Origin of the sequence: Streptomyces sp. YIM 98790 (genome assembly GCF_011421595.1) — a bacterium.
GTDB lineage: Bacteria > Actinomycetota > Actinomycetes > Streptomycetales > Streptomycetaceae > Streptomyces.
Window position 1 is genome coordinate 22,492 of sequence record NZ_WTLH01000036.1, and the last position, 14,251, is coordinate 36,742.

The window sequence follows — 14,251 nt, forward strand, 5'->3', positions numbered from 1 at the left end:
CCCGGCTCCGGCGGCCGGGACTCGGCGCACTGGAAACCATACGCACCCGGGCCCGGCGCAACACCGCAAACCTCCCACTTTGGCGCGCGTCCCGCGCAGCCCGGCCGAAACACCGGGGCGGCGGACGGGCCCGGCTCAGCCGAAGGTGCCCGGCGGAGGCGGCGGGGACGCGGTCGCCGTGGCGTCGGTGACCACCGGCGCTCCGGCCGCGAAGTCCCGCAGCCCGGTGCCGGACAGGACCCGGCCGGGATGCGGATCGCCGGCCGCCCGCCGGGTGAGCTCCGCCACCGGCAGCGGGCCGTCCGCGGCCACCAGCACCGCGTTGCCGAAGCGCCGGGCGCGCAGCACCGCCGGATCGGCGATCAGCGCGCACTCGGCGAACCGGCTCCGCAGCGTGGCCGCCTGCGCCCGCAGATGACGCAGCGGCGGCCCGTCGGTGAGGTTCGCCGTGTACCAGCCGCCCGGCCGCAGCACCCGCCGTACCGCGTCGAGGAACTCCCCGCTGGTGAGATGCGCCGGGGTCCGGGCCCCGGCGAAGACGTCCGCGATGACGAGATCGGCCCAGCCCTGCGGCAGCCGCTCCAGCGCCTGGCGGGCATCCGCGCCCCGTACCCGTATCCGGGCACCGTCCGGCAGCGGCAGATGCTTCCGGACGAAGCCGGTGAGCAGGGTGTCGGACTCCACCGCCTGCTGCACCGAGCGCGGCCGGGTGGCCGCCAGATAGCGGGCAAGCGTGAGCGCGCCGCCGCCCAGGTGCAGTACGGCCAGCGGCCGTCCCGCGGGCGCGGCGAGATCCGCGGCATGGCCCAGCCGGCGCTGGTACTCGAAGGCGAGGCGGGTGGGCTCGGCCAGGTCGACATGCGACTGCGGAGCGCCGTCGATCAGCAGCTCCCAGGCCTCCGGGCGGTCCGGATCGGGCACCAGTTCGGCGGTGCCGCCCCGCACCTCGGCGGTCACCGGGATGCGCCGCATCCGGCCGCCGCCGGTCCTGTTCCTCCTGGCCATGCCCACCAGTATCGCCCTGCCGGGCGCGGCGTCGGCCGGCCCGCCGGCCGGGCCGCCGGGTGGAGTGCCGTACGGTCAGCCGAGGCCGGAGACGTGGCCGGCCCGCTCGGCGGCGCGCAGGGTGCGGGCCGCCTCGCCGAGCGCGTCCCGCAGCTCCTCGGGGGCGGTGGCCAGCACCTTGGTGCTGCCGGGCGGCAGCACCCATCCGGCGCCGATCACCGGCGGCCGGTCGGTGCCGCGCACCGGGTTGTACGTCTGGGTGCAGGCGCTGCCGGGCAGATCCCAGGACTCCCAGGTCCCGGGCGGGACCAGGAAGCCGACGGTGTCGCCGTCCCGGTCGTGGAGCACCGGTCCGACCTCACTGCGCAGCCGCAGGATGTCGACGGCCTCCAGCCCTTCCCGGGCCGGCACGGTGACCAGGTCCCAGGGACGGTCCGCGCCCGGCGGGCCGGACGGGCCGGAGCCGGTGAGGGGGGCGGGGGCAGAAGTGGGGGAAGTGGGGGTGGGGGCAGTACGGCGCCGGGCCGTCACGCCCGCTCCTGAGGTGTTCAGCATCGGAAGCCTCCTCCGCTGTCGGTCCTGTCATGTCCAACGGAGAAGTCCGTCAAGAGCTACGCCCGAGGCATGCCGCAAAGGATGGCATTTCATGGCAGATCCTGGGTGGGATATCCGGTTTGTCACCAAACCGGCTGTGTGACACCCCCTCGGCCCGGTACCTTCCGGCCATGACGTCGGCATCATCAGCGTCACCGGGAACGGCCGGGGCAGGACCTCCCGTTCCCAACCTGATCTTCCGCGCGCTGCGCGGCGACCGGTCGCCGGCCGAGTTCGCGGCGGCCGTGCGGCGGGCCGCCCGGGAGATCGGGGAACGGGTGTCGTGCGACGCCCGTTACATCGGCCGGGTGGAGGCCGGCGAGATCCGCTGCCCCAACTACGCCTATGAGCGGGTCTTCCGGCACATGTTCCCGGACCGCACGCTGACCGACCTGGGCTTCGCCCCCAGGCAGGCGGTGCGCGGCCGGGCCGGCCGGGCCAACCCCGGCGCGGCGGCCGGCGGGCCGCCGACGGCAGCGTCGCCGAAGCCGGGGACGGGGCCGGGGCCGGGGCCGGGGGCGGAAAGTGAACCGGGACCCCTTGCCATGCGTGGCAGTTCGGGGAACATCTTGACGCAACAGCAGTCCCCGGAGCACCACAGGCACCTCTCGTTCCGTTCCCCGGCCCCGCGCCCAGGACCCCGGCCCGCCACCACACCGGCAACGACACCGGCAAGGACACAAGAACAGCCAGGACACGCAGCACCTGGACCAGGACCAGAGGAGAGCGACGTGCTACGTCGCGCGTTCATGACCGGCGGCCCGGCCGCGGTCGCGGCGCTGGGCCGGCTGTGGCCGGCGCCCGCCTCCGCGGCGGCCGGGCCCGCGCCGGTCCGCGTCGGCGAGCCGGAGGTGGGCGCGGTCGAGCAGACCGTGCGCGCCATCCGGCTGGTCGACGACCGCCACGGCGCCGACGGGATCTACCGGCAGGCCGGTGAATCCCTGCGCCACGCCTACCACTTGCTCGACACCGGAGCCCGCCGCCAGGACCTCAGCGACCGGCTGCACAACGGGGCCGGCGAACTCGCCGTCTCCGTCGGCTGGCTGGCCCACGACTCCGGCCGGATCACCGATGCCCGCTCGTACTACGCGGAGGCCCTGGCCACCGCGCGGATGAACGGGGACGCGGCCCTGGAGGCGCATGCCTTCTGCAACACCGCCTTCCTGGCCGGGGACTCCGGCCGTCACCGGGAGGCGGTCCGGGCCGCGCAGGCGGGCCAGCAGGCCGCCCGCGGGCTTCCCTCGGACCAGCTCCGCGCGCTGCTGGCGCTGCGCGAGGCCGGGGGCTGGGCGGGCCAGGGGGACCGCCGCGGCTGCGAACAGGCCCTGTCCCGGGCGGCGTCGCTGTTCGACCGCGGGCCGCGGGCCGAGGACCCGGAGTGGATGTCGTTCTTCGGCCCGGCCGAATACGCCTGGCTGGAGGCGCAGTGCTGGGCGGCGCTCGGCGACTGGCCGCGCGCCGTGCACAGCGCGCGCGAGGCCGCGCGCCTGCAGGAGCCGCACTTCGCCCGCAACCAGGCACTGTTCACCGCGGCGCTGGCCGGGAACCTGGCCCGCGGCGGGCAGCCGGAGGAGGCCGCCGCGGCCGGGCAGGACGCCCTGGATCTGCTGGCGCAGGTCGGTTCGGCCCGTATCACCGGCATGCTGCGGGACACCGCGCGGCTGCTGGGGCCGTATGCGGCCGGGAGCCCCGAGGTCGCCGCCTTCCTCTCCCGCATCCCCCGCTGACCGCCCGGCGCGCGGCGCGCGGCACTCCGCGCGGCGCGGGGCGGGGACAGCGGTCAGTCGAGGTGGCCGGTGTCGTTCCAGCGGGCGATCACCGGGACGCCGTACGCCCAGCCGAGCACCGAGAGCGAGGCCGGGGACAGCCGGATGCGCTCCGCGAAGGCCACCTCGCAGCCCAGCCACCGCGCCGCCACCGCCCGCAGCATGTGCCCGTGCCCGAACAGCGCCACGTCCCGGTCCCCGACGGCGTCCGAGCGCGTCCAGGCCACCACCTCGTCGGCCCGTGCGGTGATCCCGGCGATCGTCTCGCCGCCGGTCACGCCGTCCCGCCAGACCGTCCAGCCGGCCCCGCGCACGGCCCGGATCTGCTCCGGGGTGCGGCCCTCCTCGGCGCCGTAGTCGTACTCCAGCAGGGCGTCCCAGGGCTCGGCGCGGTCGCCGAAGCCGGCCAGCTCGCAGGTCTCGCGGGCGCGGGAGAGCGGGCTGGTGCGCACCAGCGCACCCGGCAGCCCGTTCCAGGGGGCGCCGCGCAGCCGCTCGCCGACCGCCTTGGCCATGGTGCGGCCCTCGTCCAGCAGCGGCACATCGGTGCGGCCGGTGTGCCGGCCGCTCACCGACCACGCGGTCTCGCCGTGCCGTACGAGCAGGATGCGCCGTGCCATGGTTGCTCTCTTCTCTTCCTCTGGTTCCTCTGGTTCCTCCGGCTTTCCGCCGGTTCACCCGGCCCCCGGGGGCTGCCGGGCGCTCGGAACCGCCGGGAGACATACCGGTTCATGATGCCCGAGGCAACCGTTCGCCCCTCCCCCGGCGTCTGCCTCGCTGTCCGACGGCATACCGTAGGCCGGTCGTCCGCACCGGCGCACGTCATGGACGGACCGCGCGCACACCGTACGCCTGTCGATGTTGTCGATGTTCTGGAGAGCCCATGCCGAGTGTCCGGCCCCGCTGGTGGACCGAGCTGCCGCTGATTTTGGTCGTCTACGGTGCCTACTCCGGCGCCCGGCTGCTGGCCCGCGGCGATGTCGGCACGGCGGTGGACAACGGCCTGGCGATCCTGCGGCTGGAGGAAACGCTCTGGCTGCATGCCGAGGTGCCGCTGAACCGGCTCTTCACCGACCATGCCTGGCTGGGCGTGCCCGGGGCGTTCTTCTACGCGGCGCTGCACTATCTGGTGACCCCGGTGGTGCTGGTGTGGCTGTTCCGGCGGCACGGCACCGAGTACCGCCGCCAGCGCACCTGGCTGATGGTCTCCACGCTGACCGGACTGATCGGCTTCACCCTGATGCCGACCTGCCCGCCCCGGCTGCTCGGTCCCGGCCATGGCTACGCCTTCACCGACAGCCTGGCCCAGTACAGCGACTGGGGCTGGTGGTCGGACGCGGCCAGCGCGCCCAGCGGCCTGGGGTACATGACCAACCAGTACGCGGCCATGCCGAGCCTGCACGTGGGCTGGGCGCTGTGGTGCGGGATCGTGCTCTGGCGGTTCGGTTCCGGCCGGCCCCCGGTGCGGGCCGCCGCGGTGGGGTACCCGGTGCTGACCACGGTGGTGGTGATGGGCACCGCCAACCACTACTTCCTGGACGCGGCGGCGGGGGTGTTGGTGATGGGAACCGGCTGGCTGCTGGCGGAGCCGGCGATGCGCCTGGCCGACCGGGCCAAGGCCCGCCTCGGCCTGCCCGGCGCCGCGGCCGTCCCTGGTGCGGCGGGCGCGGCGGGAGCGACGGGCGTGGCCGGTGCGGTGGGTGCGGCCGGTGCGGTGGGAATTCCCGTGCAGCGGGGAGCGGCGGGGCAGGAAGCCGTCGCACCGGCGGAGTCCGCAAACGGCACGGCACGGCACAATGGACCGAGCCACGGGGGCGGGACCACGCCTGCCCTGGCCGGGCACCGCTCCTCCGGGGAGTCCCCGGCACGGCCCGCGTCCGGCGGGCGGCCCGGCACCGATCCCCAGGGAGGCGATCCGCTCTGATGTCCCAGCCCCAGCCCGGCCGGAATCCCGAGCGGCGCGACGGACCGCCGCGTCACCGCCGTCCGGCGGCACTCTTCTTCGAGCCGGCCTCCGCGGAGCCGGAGCGCGAGCACTTCTTCGACCTGGAGTCCCTCACGGACGCCGGGGAGCTGCTGGGCCGGGCCACCGAGCTGGCGCTGGCCTTCCAGGCGGCGGCCGACCGGGCGGTGGATTACCAGGCGATGGCCGCGGCCCAGCTGGCCGATCCGGGGCGCTTCGACCGGCTGACGGCCGAGGACATCGCGGAGCGGGCGGGCTGGACCGCGGACTACGCCCGCAAGATGATCGAGTTCGGCCGCGAGCTGGAGCGGCGCGAACCCGGGGAGTAACCGATTTTGGCGCTCCCCCACGGGGGTGTTAACGTTTTCCCTGTCGACAGCAGTGTCGACGGGCGCCGCTAGCTCAGTTGGTTAGAGCAGCTGACTCTTAATCAGCGGGTCCGGGGTTCGAGTCCCTGGCGGCGTACCGGGAGCCGGGGTCCCACTCGCCGCGCGAGTGGGACCCCGGCTTGTGTCGCAGGGGCCCCGGCCGGTGCGGGGGAAACGATTCTTCAGTGGCGGACGATCTTCAGATGCCAACCGCCGGTGGAGGTCGGCTCGCCGACCTCGAAGCGCACCCCGCGCTCCGCGTCCCAGTAGCTCTCACCGGCGGCCAGCGGCGCGTCCGCCAGCCTCGGGTGCACCGAGCGGCCGTGGCAGGCGCCGGTGCCGGGATGGCCGTCGAGCACCTCGACGGGCCCCTGCGCGGACGGCACATCGCTGCGCACCCGGTACAGCAGGACCCCTTCCGAGCAGGCGTCCGCATCATTGCCGGTGGCGGTCCTGGCCTCGGCGACCAGCGCCTCGCTGGGGCCGGTGCGCACCACCACCATCCGGGTGTCGCCCTCCGGGTCCACCGGGTCCAGCGGGGCGCCCAGCGGCTGCAGCGTGTGCAGGGTGACGCCGGGCGCGCTGACGCAGTCCACATGCTCGGCGGTGAGCCAGCCCAGCTTCCACTTGTGCCAGCCGAACGGATCGGGCGCCAGTCCGAACTGGCTGCCCATGACGTCCCAGTCCCCCACATGGGTGTCCCAGTCACCGTTCGAGGCGTCCGGACGCCGGTAGAGGTCGGGCAGATCGAACACATGACCGGTCTCGTGGGCCAGCACATTGCGGTCCGGCGGAGTCTGTTCAAAAACGGTCACCAGCCGTCGAATCTCGGCACCGCCGACGCTGACCGGCCGATCGAAGTTGACCACCTTGGTGGCGTCGGCGTCCACCCCGGGGGCGCCGGGATCGGCGACCAGATAGATGACGTCGTAGGCGGCGAAGTCGACCAGCGGCTCCAGCACCCGCAGCGCGTCCCGCAGATACGCGGAGCGCTGCTCGGGCGCCCAGTCCCGCCGGATGCCGTAGGCGGCGGACTCCCGGGGCATCGGCACCCAGTCCGGGGCCACCTCGGCGTGCAGCCGGAACTGCCCGTACGAGGCGCGGCCGAAGAAGTCGGCGGTGGCCGGGAAGTAGTGGCCGGCCAGGGCCTCCGGCGTGACGGAGGGCTCGGCGTCCGGGAAGGACAGGAAGAACATCGCCGCCCGCAGGTCCCGGTCCGGTCGCGGGTAGTGCTCGTTCCAGGTGTCCAGGCCCAGCGAGTGGTGCACGGAGTGGCGAGGCAGGCTGCACGGCTCGTCGGCCCGCGCGTTCTCACCCGGCCCGGCCATGGAGCCGGCGCCGATCAGCACGGAGACGCACCCGATGACCAGGCCCGGCCGGCGGTACAGCGGCCGGCGCGCCCGGCGCCACCCGGTGCCGGAACGGTTCTCCCGCCGCTCCTGCTCATGCCCCATATGCCCCATTGCCACCTCCCGTCCCGCCGGTGCCGGCAGTGACGACTTCTGCACCACTTTGATGTGAAGTGCGGACTTCTGTCGTACCGCCGTAGCCCACTCGGGTCATCCGCAGAATGACTACGGTGCGTATCGAACAGTCGGGAACGGTCGGGAGGGCGCAGCCGCCACGCAGAAACGGTCATCCGGCACTGCGGCGCCGCATGCACCGCACAACTGCCGCCCGGAAGGCGGCACCGGGACGTCGAACACGCATCGGCCGGCCGCGTCGAATGTGTCGAATGGGTGTCGGAGCCACTGCGCAGCGTCGATGAAGAGACGATTCGGGGCACTGGATAGCGCCGTCCGGTGGCTCTATGATCGCCACACTTCCGGCGCGGTTGCCCTCGGACACCCGGCGGGCGCGCCGGGGAGCACCCCGCCACGGCCTTAAGCGCGCGGCCCACCCCACCGGGAGCCATCGGTGAACGGACCCCTGAGCACCAAACCCGATTTCCTCACGGAGAGTGACAAGCGAGCCGCCTTCCGGGCCGCGTTCCACGCCGCCCGGCCGCCGATGGCCATGCTCGGCCCGGACGGGCGGGTACTCGCCGCCAACCCGGCGCTGGGGCGCCTGCTGGGCGCCGATCCGGACGGGCTGGCCGGGATGCCGGCCGACCATTTCCCGGCCCTGGCCCTCGCCCTGGACGCCCTGCACGCCCCGACCCCCCAGCCGCCCTCCGCGCCGGCTTCTCCGCCGCCGCCGTCCGGCGGTTCCCCGGCCACCGGGCCCCGGCGCGCCGCCCCGCAGCCGGACACCCGCTCGGCCGGGCCCGTCCGCCGTCTGAAACACGCGGACGGCCATTCCGTCTGGGCCGAGATCTCACTCACCACCCTCACCTCCTCCGGGGTGCGGCTGCTCACCCTCACCGACGTCGGGGAACGCCGGGACCTGCAGGCCCGGCTGCGCCACCTCCAGGAGCACGACCCGGTCACGCGGCTGCCCAACCGCACCCTGTTCTTCGAGCGGCTGGCCGCCGCGCTCACCGAGTCCGCCACCGGCCGGATCGGCCTGTGCTACCTGGATCTGGACGGCTTCAAAGCGGTCAACGACACCCTCGGCCACCGGCTCGGCGACCGTCTGCTGCGCGCGGTCGGCACCCGCCTGGCACGCAGCGGCGACGGCAGCCACCTGGTGGCCCGGCTCGGCGGGGACGAGTTCGCACTCCTGGTGGAGTCCTCCTCCGGTACCGAGGAGCTGACCCGGCTGGCCGCCGCCGTGCTGGACGAACTCCAGCGGCCGTTCGACATCAACGGCCACCGGCTGGCCGTGTCCGCCTCCATCGGCGTGGTGGAGCGGGAGTGCGCGGGCACCACCGTCACCGGCCTGATGCAGGCCGCCGACACCACGCTCTACTGGGCCAAGGCCGACGGCCGGGCCCGCTGGACCCTGTTCGACCCGGAGCGCAACGCGCACCGGATGACCCGCCAGTCGCTCTCCGCCACCCTGCGCCCGGCCGTGGAGCGCGGCGAGTTCCTGCTGGAGTACCAGCCCATCGTCTCGCTGGCCGACAACACCCTGCGCGGCGCCGAGGCCCTGGTGCGCTGGCAGCACCCGCAGTACGGGCGGCTCGGGCCGGACCGTTTCATCGGTCTGGCCGAGGAGACCGGCGCGATCGTGCCGCTGGGCCGCTGGGCGCTGGCCGAGGCGTGCCGCCAGGCCAGTCACTGGCGGCGGCTGTACCCGGACCCGCCGCTGTACGTCAGCGTCAACGTGGCGGTGCGCCAGGTGTGGGACTCCGACCTGGTGGCGGATGTGGCGCGGGTGCTGGACCAGACCGGCCTGCCCTCCGGGCTGCTCCAGCTGGAACTGACCGAGTCGGCGGTGATGGGTTCGGCCGGGCGTCCGCTCCAGGCCCTTCAGGAGCTGTCCGACATGGGTGTGCGGATCGCCATCGACGACTTCGGCACCGGCTACTCCAACCTCGCCTATCTCAGCCGGCTGCCGGTGCGCGGCCTGAAGCTGGACGGCACGTTCGTGCGCGGCTTCCGCACCGCCCGGCATCTCAACCCGGCCGACGAGACCATCGTCACGGCGCTGGTGCAGCTGGCCCACTCGCTGGGGCTGACGGTCACCGCCGAGTGCGTGGAGGGCGCGGCCCAGGCGGAGCGGCTCAAGCGGATCGGCTGCGACACCGGCCAGGGCTGGCACTACTCCCGGCCGATGCCGCCGGAGGTGATGCTCCAGCTCATCGCGCGCACCCTCCGCCGCCGCTGACCCGCCCGCCGGCCGGCCCGACGGGACGGACGACGGGACGGACGACGGGACGGCCGGGAGCCCGCGCGGGCTCAGCCGGCGAAGAGCGTGCCCAGGGCCGGGCACACGGCCCGGCGCTCCGGCCACAGCAGCCGCAGCCCCTCCCAGACGGTGACCTGAACGGCGGTCAGCACCGGCTTGCCCAGTTCGCGCTCCAGCTCCGGCAGACAGCCGACGGTGTGCAGCGCGGTGTCCGGCACCAGGACGGCATCGGCGTCCGGACGGTCCCCGGCCCGGACCAGCCGCAGCACCTCCTCCGGCCCCCAGGTGCCCACCTCCGCCGCGGTGATGATCCCGGCCGACCGCACCCCGGTCACCGTGAAACCGGCGTCGCCCAGGAACTTCCCGAACAGCCCGGCCACGTCCCCGGGATAGGTGGCGGCCACCGCCACCCGGCTGACGCCGACCGCCCGCGCGGCATGGACGAAGGCGAAGGAGGTACTGGAGGCGGGCCGGCCGCCGGCCGCCGCGGCCAGCGCCCGGACCTGCTCCCGCGCGCCCGACCAGCCGCGGACGAAGCTGCCACTGGTGCAGGCCCAGAGCACCGCACCGGCACCGGCCGCGTCCGGTCCGGCCAGCCCCGCGCTCAGCCGGGCCGCCGCGCCCATCTCCAGCAGCGCGTCCACCCGGTGTGCGTCGGTCCCGATGTCGGTGTGCAGCACCGGCAGCCGCACCCGGGTGCCGGCGGCGCGCAACAGCCGGGCCGCCCGGGGGAAGTCGTCCTCGGCCGAATGCCCGGGGTACAGGAACGCGACCGCCTCCGCCGCCCGGTCCACGGCGGCGTCCCGCGGCTGCCGCTCCGCCTCGGCGGTGTCCCGGCCGACGGCCGCGTCACCCGCCGTCCCGGTCCCCGGTTCCCTCACCGCTTCCGGCACGGTCCCGGTCTCGCTCCCGGTCTCGGTCCCGGTCTCGGTCCCGGCGGCGCTCCCCGTGGCGCTCCCGGTGGCGGTCCCGGCATCGGTCACTGTCTCGGTCGGCACGCCGAACGCGCGCATGGGCATCTCTCTCCCGTCGTCGTGCTCCCGCCCGCCGGCCGGGTGCGCCGGCGGGCCGTCGTCCGCTCCTCCTCGCCGGCTCAGACCGGTGGCGCGGGGCCTTCCTCCTGCCGCGGCAGCTCCGGCTCCACGGGCGCGGCCGGCAGCCCGGTCAGCCCGTCCACCAGCCCGGCCGTGGTACCGGAGCCGAACCGCGCCTCCGGGTCGAGCAGATACTGATAGGGCCCCACCGCGGCATGGCCGGCGCGCCGCAGCACATCCCACATCGTCACCTGGTTGGCCGAGACCACCGGGATGCGCAGCTCGGCCTCCAGCTGCGGGATCAGGTCGTAGGTGTGCAGATTGGTGCAGCTGATGAACAGCGCCTCGGGCGGCGCGGTGACCGCCGCCATGGTGGCGCGGGCCAGCTCGATCACCTCCCGGTGCGGCACCCGCCAGATCTCTCCGGTCAGCCCGAGCTGGCCGTGCCCGCACACCTCGATGCCGGCCTCGGCCAGGTACTCCACCAGCACCGAGGTGACCGAGGAGGTGTACGGGGTGATCACCGCGATGCGGCGGGCCCGCAGCTCGTACAGGGCGGACAGCATCGCGCCGGAGGAGGTCACCGCGGGCACCTCCCCGCCCTCCCGCGTCATCACCCTGGTCATGGTGCGCTCGCCGGTCAGCCCGCCGACGAAACTGCCCAGGGTGCAGGCATAGGCAAGGGCGCTCGGCCGCACCGCGAACAGCGACCGGACGGCGCTGCGCAGCGTCTCCCGCTCGCTGACTATCCGGGCCAGGTCCAGACCCACCTGTACGGGCACGAACGGAGTCCGGGTCAGATGCAGCGCGACGCCGTCGGGGACCCAGCGCCACAGCTCGCGGTCCAGAGCGAAATCGAAGGGCGCGACGACTCCGATGCCGCACAGCGGCTCCGGGCCGTCGGGGAGCGGGACATCCATACGCACCCCCGGAAAACGCGGGAAGTCGGGCCACGGCATCGGCCGGTGCCTCGTTGACGACGGTAGATTCCGGTACCTACCGTGGCAATCCGGCGTCCAGTGCGACCTTTGTGCGAGCCATGGTCCGGCCATGCAACCAAGCCCTCGTTGCGGAACGGTTTCCCTCTGATGTCACCCCCCTGCGTTGTTGTCCTGGGTGCCGAAGCGGCCCCGGAACGGATGCGTCCGCCCCGGCTCGACCGGCTCGCCGGCCGCGCCACGGTCCGGCATGCCGACGACGGCACCCTGGCCGGCCTGCTGCCCTCGGCCGATGTGCTGCTGGTCTGGGACTTCACCTCGGACGCGGTCCGCCGCGCCTGGCCCGGCAGCGGCCCGCGGCCGGGCTGGGTGCACACCGCCAGCGCCGGGGTGGACCGGCTGCTCTTTCCCGAGCTGGTGCATTCCCCCACCCTGGTGACCAACGCCAGGGGCGTCTTCGACATCCCGATCGCGGAGTACGTGGCCGGGCTGCTGATCGCCATGGCCCGGGAGTTCCCCGCCACGTGGGAGCTCCAGCGGCAGCGGGTCTGGCGCCACCGGGAGACCCGGACGGTGGCGGGCAGCCGGGCCGTGGTGGTCGGCTCGGGCGGCATCGGGCGGGAGATCACCCGGACGCTGCGCGCGCTGCGCGCCACCGTCGACCTGGTGGGGCGGCGGGAGCGCACCGCCGATCCCGAGTTCGGCCGCATCCATCCGGCGCGGGCGCTGCCCGAGCTGCTTCCCGCGGCCGACTGGGTGGTGTGCGCGGCGCCGCTCACGCCCGCCACCCGGGGCATGTTCGATGCCGCGGCGTTCGCGCGGATGAAGGAGGGCGCCCGGTTCGTGAACGTGGGGCGGGGCGCGCACGTGGTGGAGCCCGATCTGGTGGCCGCGCTGCGGTCCGGGCGGCTTGCCGGTGCGGCGCTGGACGTGTTCGCCGAGGAGCCGCTGCCGTCCGCCAGTCCGCTGTGGGAGCTGCCGGGCGTGCTCGTCTCGCCGCACATGAGCGGCGACACCCACGGGTGGGAGCAGGCGCTCGCCACCCAGTTCCTGGACAACTTCGACCGCTGGGTGGCCGGCGAGCCGCTGCACCAGGTGGTGGACAAACAACTGGGCCACGCCGCGGATGTCGTCACCGAGGACGTCACGGAGGATCTCCCCGCATGAACAGTTCCGCAGGCCCCGGCCGCGCCGCCGATCCCGCGGCTCCGCCCGCACCCGCCGCGCCCGCCGCACCCGCCGCACCGCAGGCGCAGCACACCCGGCGCGCGGCGTCCGCTCCCGCCACCCCCTCCGCTCCCTCCGCCTCCGCCACTCCCTCCGCCTCCGCTCTGCCCGCCACCGCGGCCGCGCTGCTCGCCGCGTACGCCGCCGGGGAGCTCTCCCCGGTGCAGGCCACCGAGGCCGCCCTGGCCCGCGCCGAGGAGGCGCAGCGGCGGGTCAACCCCTTCGTGCTGATCGATGCCGAGGGCGCCCTGGCGCAGGCCCGGGCCTCGGAGCGCCGCTGGCTGGCCGGCGAGCCGGCCGGCCCGCTGGACGGTGTCCCGGTCACCGTCAAGGACATGCTGCTGATGCGCGGCCATCCGGCCCGGCGCGGCTCCGCCCTGGACGCGCTGGCCGCGTCCGGCGGCCGACCCTGCCAGGAGGACGCCCCGGCCGTGGCCCGGCTGCGCGAGTCCGGCGCCGTGCTGCTGGCCAAGACCACCACCCCGGAGCTGGGCTGGAAGGCGGTCACCGACAGCCCGGCGGACGGCGCCACCGGCAATCCGCACGACCCGGCACGCACCGCCGGCGGGTCCAGCGGCGGGGCGGCGGCTGCCGTGGCGCTGGGCGCCGGGCCGCTGGCGCTGGGCACCGACGGCGGCGGCTCGGTGCGCATCCCGGCCGCGTTCTGCGGGGTGCTCGGCTTCAAGGCGACCTACGGCCGGGTGCCGGCCTATCCGGCCAGCGCCTTCGGCACCCTGGCCCATGTCGGCCCGCTCGCCCTGGACCCGGCGGACACCGCGCTGCTGATGGAGGTGATCGCGGCGCCCGATCCGCGCGACTGGTCGCATCTGGGCCCGCTGCCGCCCGGCGGCTTCGGTGCCGCCGGGCTCCCGGCACCGGCCACGGCCGGGGGGGCCGCTGCCGGCCGGCCGCTGGCCGGCCTGCGGATCGCGTACTCCCCGGCGCTGGGCCATCCCGGCGCCCCGGACCGGGACGGCATCACGGTCGCCCCGGAGATCGCCGGGGCGGTGCGCCGGCTGGCCGAGGGCCTGGCCGGGCTGGGCGCCCGGGTGGAGGAGACCGACCCGCCCGTGCCCTCGCCCGCCGTGCTGCGCGCCGCGTTCGAGGTGCTGTGGTTCAGCGGGGCCGCCCGCGCCACCGGGCATCTGACCGAGGAGGAGGCGGCCCGGCTCGATCCGGGCCTGCGGGAGATCCGTGCCGAGGGGGCGGCCCGCACCGCGCTGGAGTACCTGGCCGCGGTGGACACCCGGATGGCCCTCGGCCACGCCATGGGGGTCTTCCACCAGGAGTACGACCTGCTGCTCACCCCGGCGGTGCCGGTCGCCCCCTTCGCGCTCGGCCGGGAGGTGCCGGAGGGCTCGGGGATGCGCCGGTGGACCGAGTGGGCGCCGTTCAGCCATCCGTTCAACCTGACCCAGCAGCCGGCGGTCAGCCTGCCCTGCGGGCGGGACGGCTCCGGGCTGCCGGTCGCCGCTCAGCTGGTGGCCCCCCGGCACGCCGACGCGCGGCTGCTGCACGCCGCGCGGGTGATCTGGGAGGCCGGGCTGGCCGGGCCGGAACTTCCGGGCGCCGCCGCCCGCTGAGCCGCCCGCCGGGCCGTCCGGACACGCGCCGGGCCGTCGTG

At 75.1% G+C, this 14,251-nt stretch carries 12 protein-coding genes and 1 tRNA gene; 7 read left to right on the plus strand and 6 right to left on the minus strand.

Translation table 11 applies throughout. From position 1 onward, the window contains the following. Positions 1-135: 135 nt before the first annotated feature. Both GQS09_RS09190 and GQS09_RS09195 read right to left on the minus strand, forming a co-directional pair. Positions 136-1,005 (minus strand): spermidine synthase, encoded by an 870-nt coding sequence (locus GQS09_RS09190; RefSeq protein WP_165985507.1) that lies wholly within the window; start codon positions 1,003-1,005, stop codon positions 136-138. Positions 1,006-1,080: 75 nt separating this feature from the next. Further along, positions 1,081-1,560, minus strand: coding sequence for a hypothetical protein (locus GQS09_RS09195; RefSeq protein WP_243761243.1), 480 nt, complete (start codon positions 1,558-1,560; stop codon positions 1,081-1,083). Between the two features lie 170 nt (positions 1,561-1,730). On the opposite strand from GQS09_RS09195, the gene GQS09_RS09200 reads away from it, so the two are divergent. Beyond that, positions 1,731-3,326 carry a hypothetical protein gene (locus GQS09_RS09200; protein ID WP_165985508.1) on the plus strand — a complete coding sequence of 532 codons (1,596 nt, stop codon included), beginning with the start codon at positions 1,731-1,733 and terminating at the stop codon, positions 3,324-3,326. 53 nt (positions 3,327-3,379) lie between these two features. On the opposite strand, the gene GQS09_RS09205 is transcribed toward GQS09_RS09200, so the two are convergent. After that, the gene (locus GQS09_RS09205; protein ID WP_165985509.1) at positions 3,380-3,985 is read right to left on the minus strand and encodes a histidine phosphatase family protein; all 606 of its coding nucleotides are present in this window, start codon (positions 3,983-3,985) and stop codon (positions 3,380-3,382) included. 263 nt (positions 3,986-4,248) lie between these two features. Between GQS09_RS09205 and GQS09_RS09210 the strand changes: the two genes are divergently transcribed. From GQS09_RS09210 to GQS09_RS09220, 3 genes are all read left to right on the plus strand, one after another. After that, the gene (locus GQS09_RS09210; protein WP_165985510.1) at positions 4,249-5,289 is read left to right on the plus strand and encodes a phosphatase PAP2 family protein; all 1,041 of its coding nucleotides are present in this window, start codon (positions 4,249-4,251) and stop codon (positions 5,287-5,289) included. Then, positions 5,289-5,657 carry a hypothetical protein gene (locus GQS09_RS09215; protein WP_165985511.1) on the plus strand — a complete coding sequence of 123 codons (369 nt, stop codon included), beginning with the start codon at positions 5,289-5,291 and terminating at the stop codon, positions 5,655-5,657. The genes GQS09_RS09210 and GQS09_RS09215 overlap by 1 nt, the downstream gene beginning before the upstream one ends. Positions 5,658-5,719: 62 nt before the next feature. Further along, positions 5,720-5,793, plus strand: a tRNA-Lys gene (locus GQS09_RS09220). An 85-nt stretch (positions 5,794-5,878) separates the two neighbouring features. Here the strand turns inward: GQS09_RS09220 and GQS09_RS09225 are convergent. Then, complete coding sequence (locus tag GQS09_RS09225; protein ID WP_165985512.1) at positions 5,879-7,150, minus strand: M6 family metalloprotease domain-containing protein; 1,272 nt, start codon at positions 7,148-7,150, stop codon at positions 5,879-5,881. Positions 7,151-7,613: 463 nt separating this feature from the next. Here GQS09_RS09225 and GQS09_RS09230 point away from each other — a divergent pair, with 463 nt between their 5' ends. Then, positions 7,614-9,407 carry an EAL domain-containing protein gene (locus GQS09_RS09230; RefSeq protein ID WP_399552461.1) on the plus strand — a complete coding sequence of 598 codons (1,794 nt, stop codon included), beginning with the start codon at positions 7,614-7,616 and terminating at the stop codon, positions 9,405-9,407. Between the two features lie 71 nt (positions 9,408-9,478). On the opposite strand, the gene GQS09_RS09235 is transcribed toward GQS09_RS09230, so the two are convergent. Further along, a complete protein-coding gene (locus GQS09_RS09235) occupies positions 9,479-10,222 on the minus strand; it encodes a decarboxylase (RefSeq protein WP_165985519.1) in 744 nt (247 codons plus the stop codon). A gap of 299 nt (positions 10,223-10,521) precedes the next feature. Then, the gene (locus GQS09_RS09240; RefSeq protein ID WP_165985513.1) at positions 10,522-11,382 is read right to left on the minus strand and encodes a decarboxylase; all 861 of its coding nucleotides are present in this window, start codon (positions 11,380-11,382) and stop codon (positions 10,522-10,524) included. Positions 11,383-11,550: 168 nt separating this feature from the next. On the opposite strand from GQS09_RS09240, the gene GQS09_RS09245 reads away from it, so the two are divergent. Together GQS09_RS09245 and GQS09_RS09250 are read left to right on the plus strand one after the other, a co-directional pair. Continuing rightward, positions 11,551-12,567: a D-2-hydroxyacid dehydrogenase gene (locus GQS09_RS09245; RefSeq protein ID WP_165985514.1), complete on the plus strand. Its 1,017-nt coding sequence runs from the start codon at positions 11,551-11,553 to the stop codon at positions 12,565-12,567. Continuing rightward, positions 12,564-14,210, plus strand: a complete 1,647-nt coding sequence (locus tag GQS09_RS09250) for an amidase (protein ID WP_165985515.1) — start codon at positions 12,564-12,566, stop codon at positions 14,208-14,210. The genes GQS09_RS09245 and GQS09_RS09250 overlap by 4 nt, the downstream gene beginning before the upstream one ends. The last annotated feature ends 41 nt before the right edge of the window (positions 14,211-14,251 follow it).

What these genes read in the sequence shown, in the direction of transcription:
- GQS09_RS09190 (WP_165985507.1), bottom strand. Translation starts at nt 1,005, where the DNA reads ATGGCCAGGAGGAACAGGACCGGCGGCGGCCGGATGCGGCGCATCCCG.
- GQS09_RS09195 (WP_243761243.1), bottom strand. Translation starts at nt 1,560, where the DNA reads ATGCTGAACACCTCAGGAGCGGGCGTGACGGCCCGGCGCCGTACTGCC.
- GQS09_RS09200 (WP_165985508.1), top strand. Translation starts at nt 1,731, where the DNA reads ATGACGTCGGCATCATCAGCGTCACCGGGAACGGCCGGGGCAGGACCT.
- GQS09_RS09205 (WP_165985509.1), bottom strand. Translation starts at nt 3,985, where the DNA reads ATGGCACGGCGCATCCTGCTCGTACGGCACGGCGAGACCGCGTGGTCG.
- GQS09_RS09210 (WP_165985510.1), top strand. Translation starts at nt 4,249, where the DNA reads ATGCCGAGTGTCCGGCCCCGCTGGTGGACCGAGCTGCCGCTGATTTTG.
- GQS09_RS09215 (WP_165985511.1), top strand. Translation starts at nt 5,289, where the DNA reads ATGTCCCAGCCCCAGCCCGGCCGGAATCCCGAGCGGCGCGACGGACCG.
- GQS09_RS09225 (WP_165985512.1), bottom strand. Translation starts at nt 7,150, where the DNA reads ATGGGGCATGAGCAGGAGCGGCGGGAGAACCGTTCCGGCACCGGGTGG.
- GQS09_RS09240 (WP_165985513.1), bottom strand. Translation starts at nt 11,382, where the DNA reads ATGGATGTCCCGCTCCCCGACGGCCCGGAGCCGCTGTGCGGCATCGGA.
- GQS09_RS09245 (WP_165985514.1), top strand. Translation starts at nt 11,551, where the DNA reads ATGTCACCCCCCTGCGTTGTTGTCCTGGGTGCCGAAGCGGCCCCGGAA.
- GQS09_RS09250 (WP_165985515.1), top strand. Translation starts at nt 12,564, where the DNA reads ATGAACAGTTCCGCAGGCCCCGGCCGCGCCGCCGATCCCGCGGCTCCG.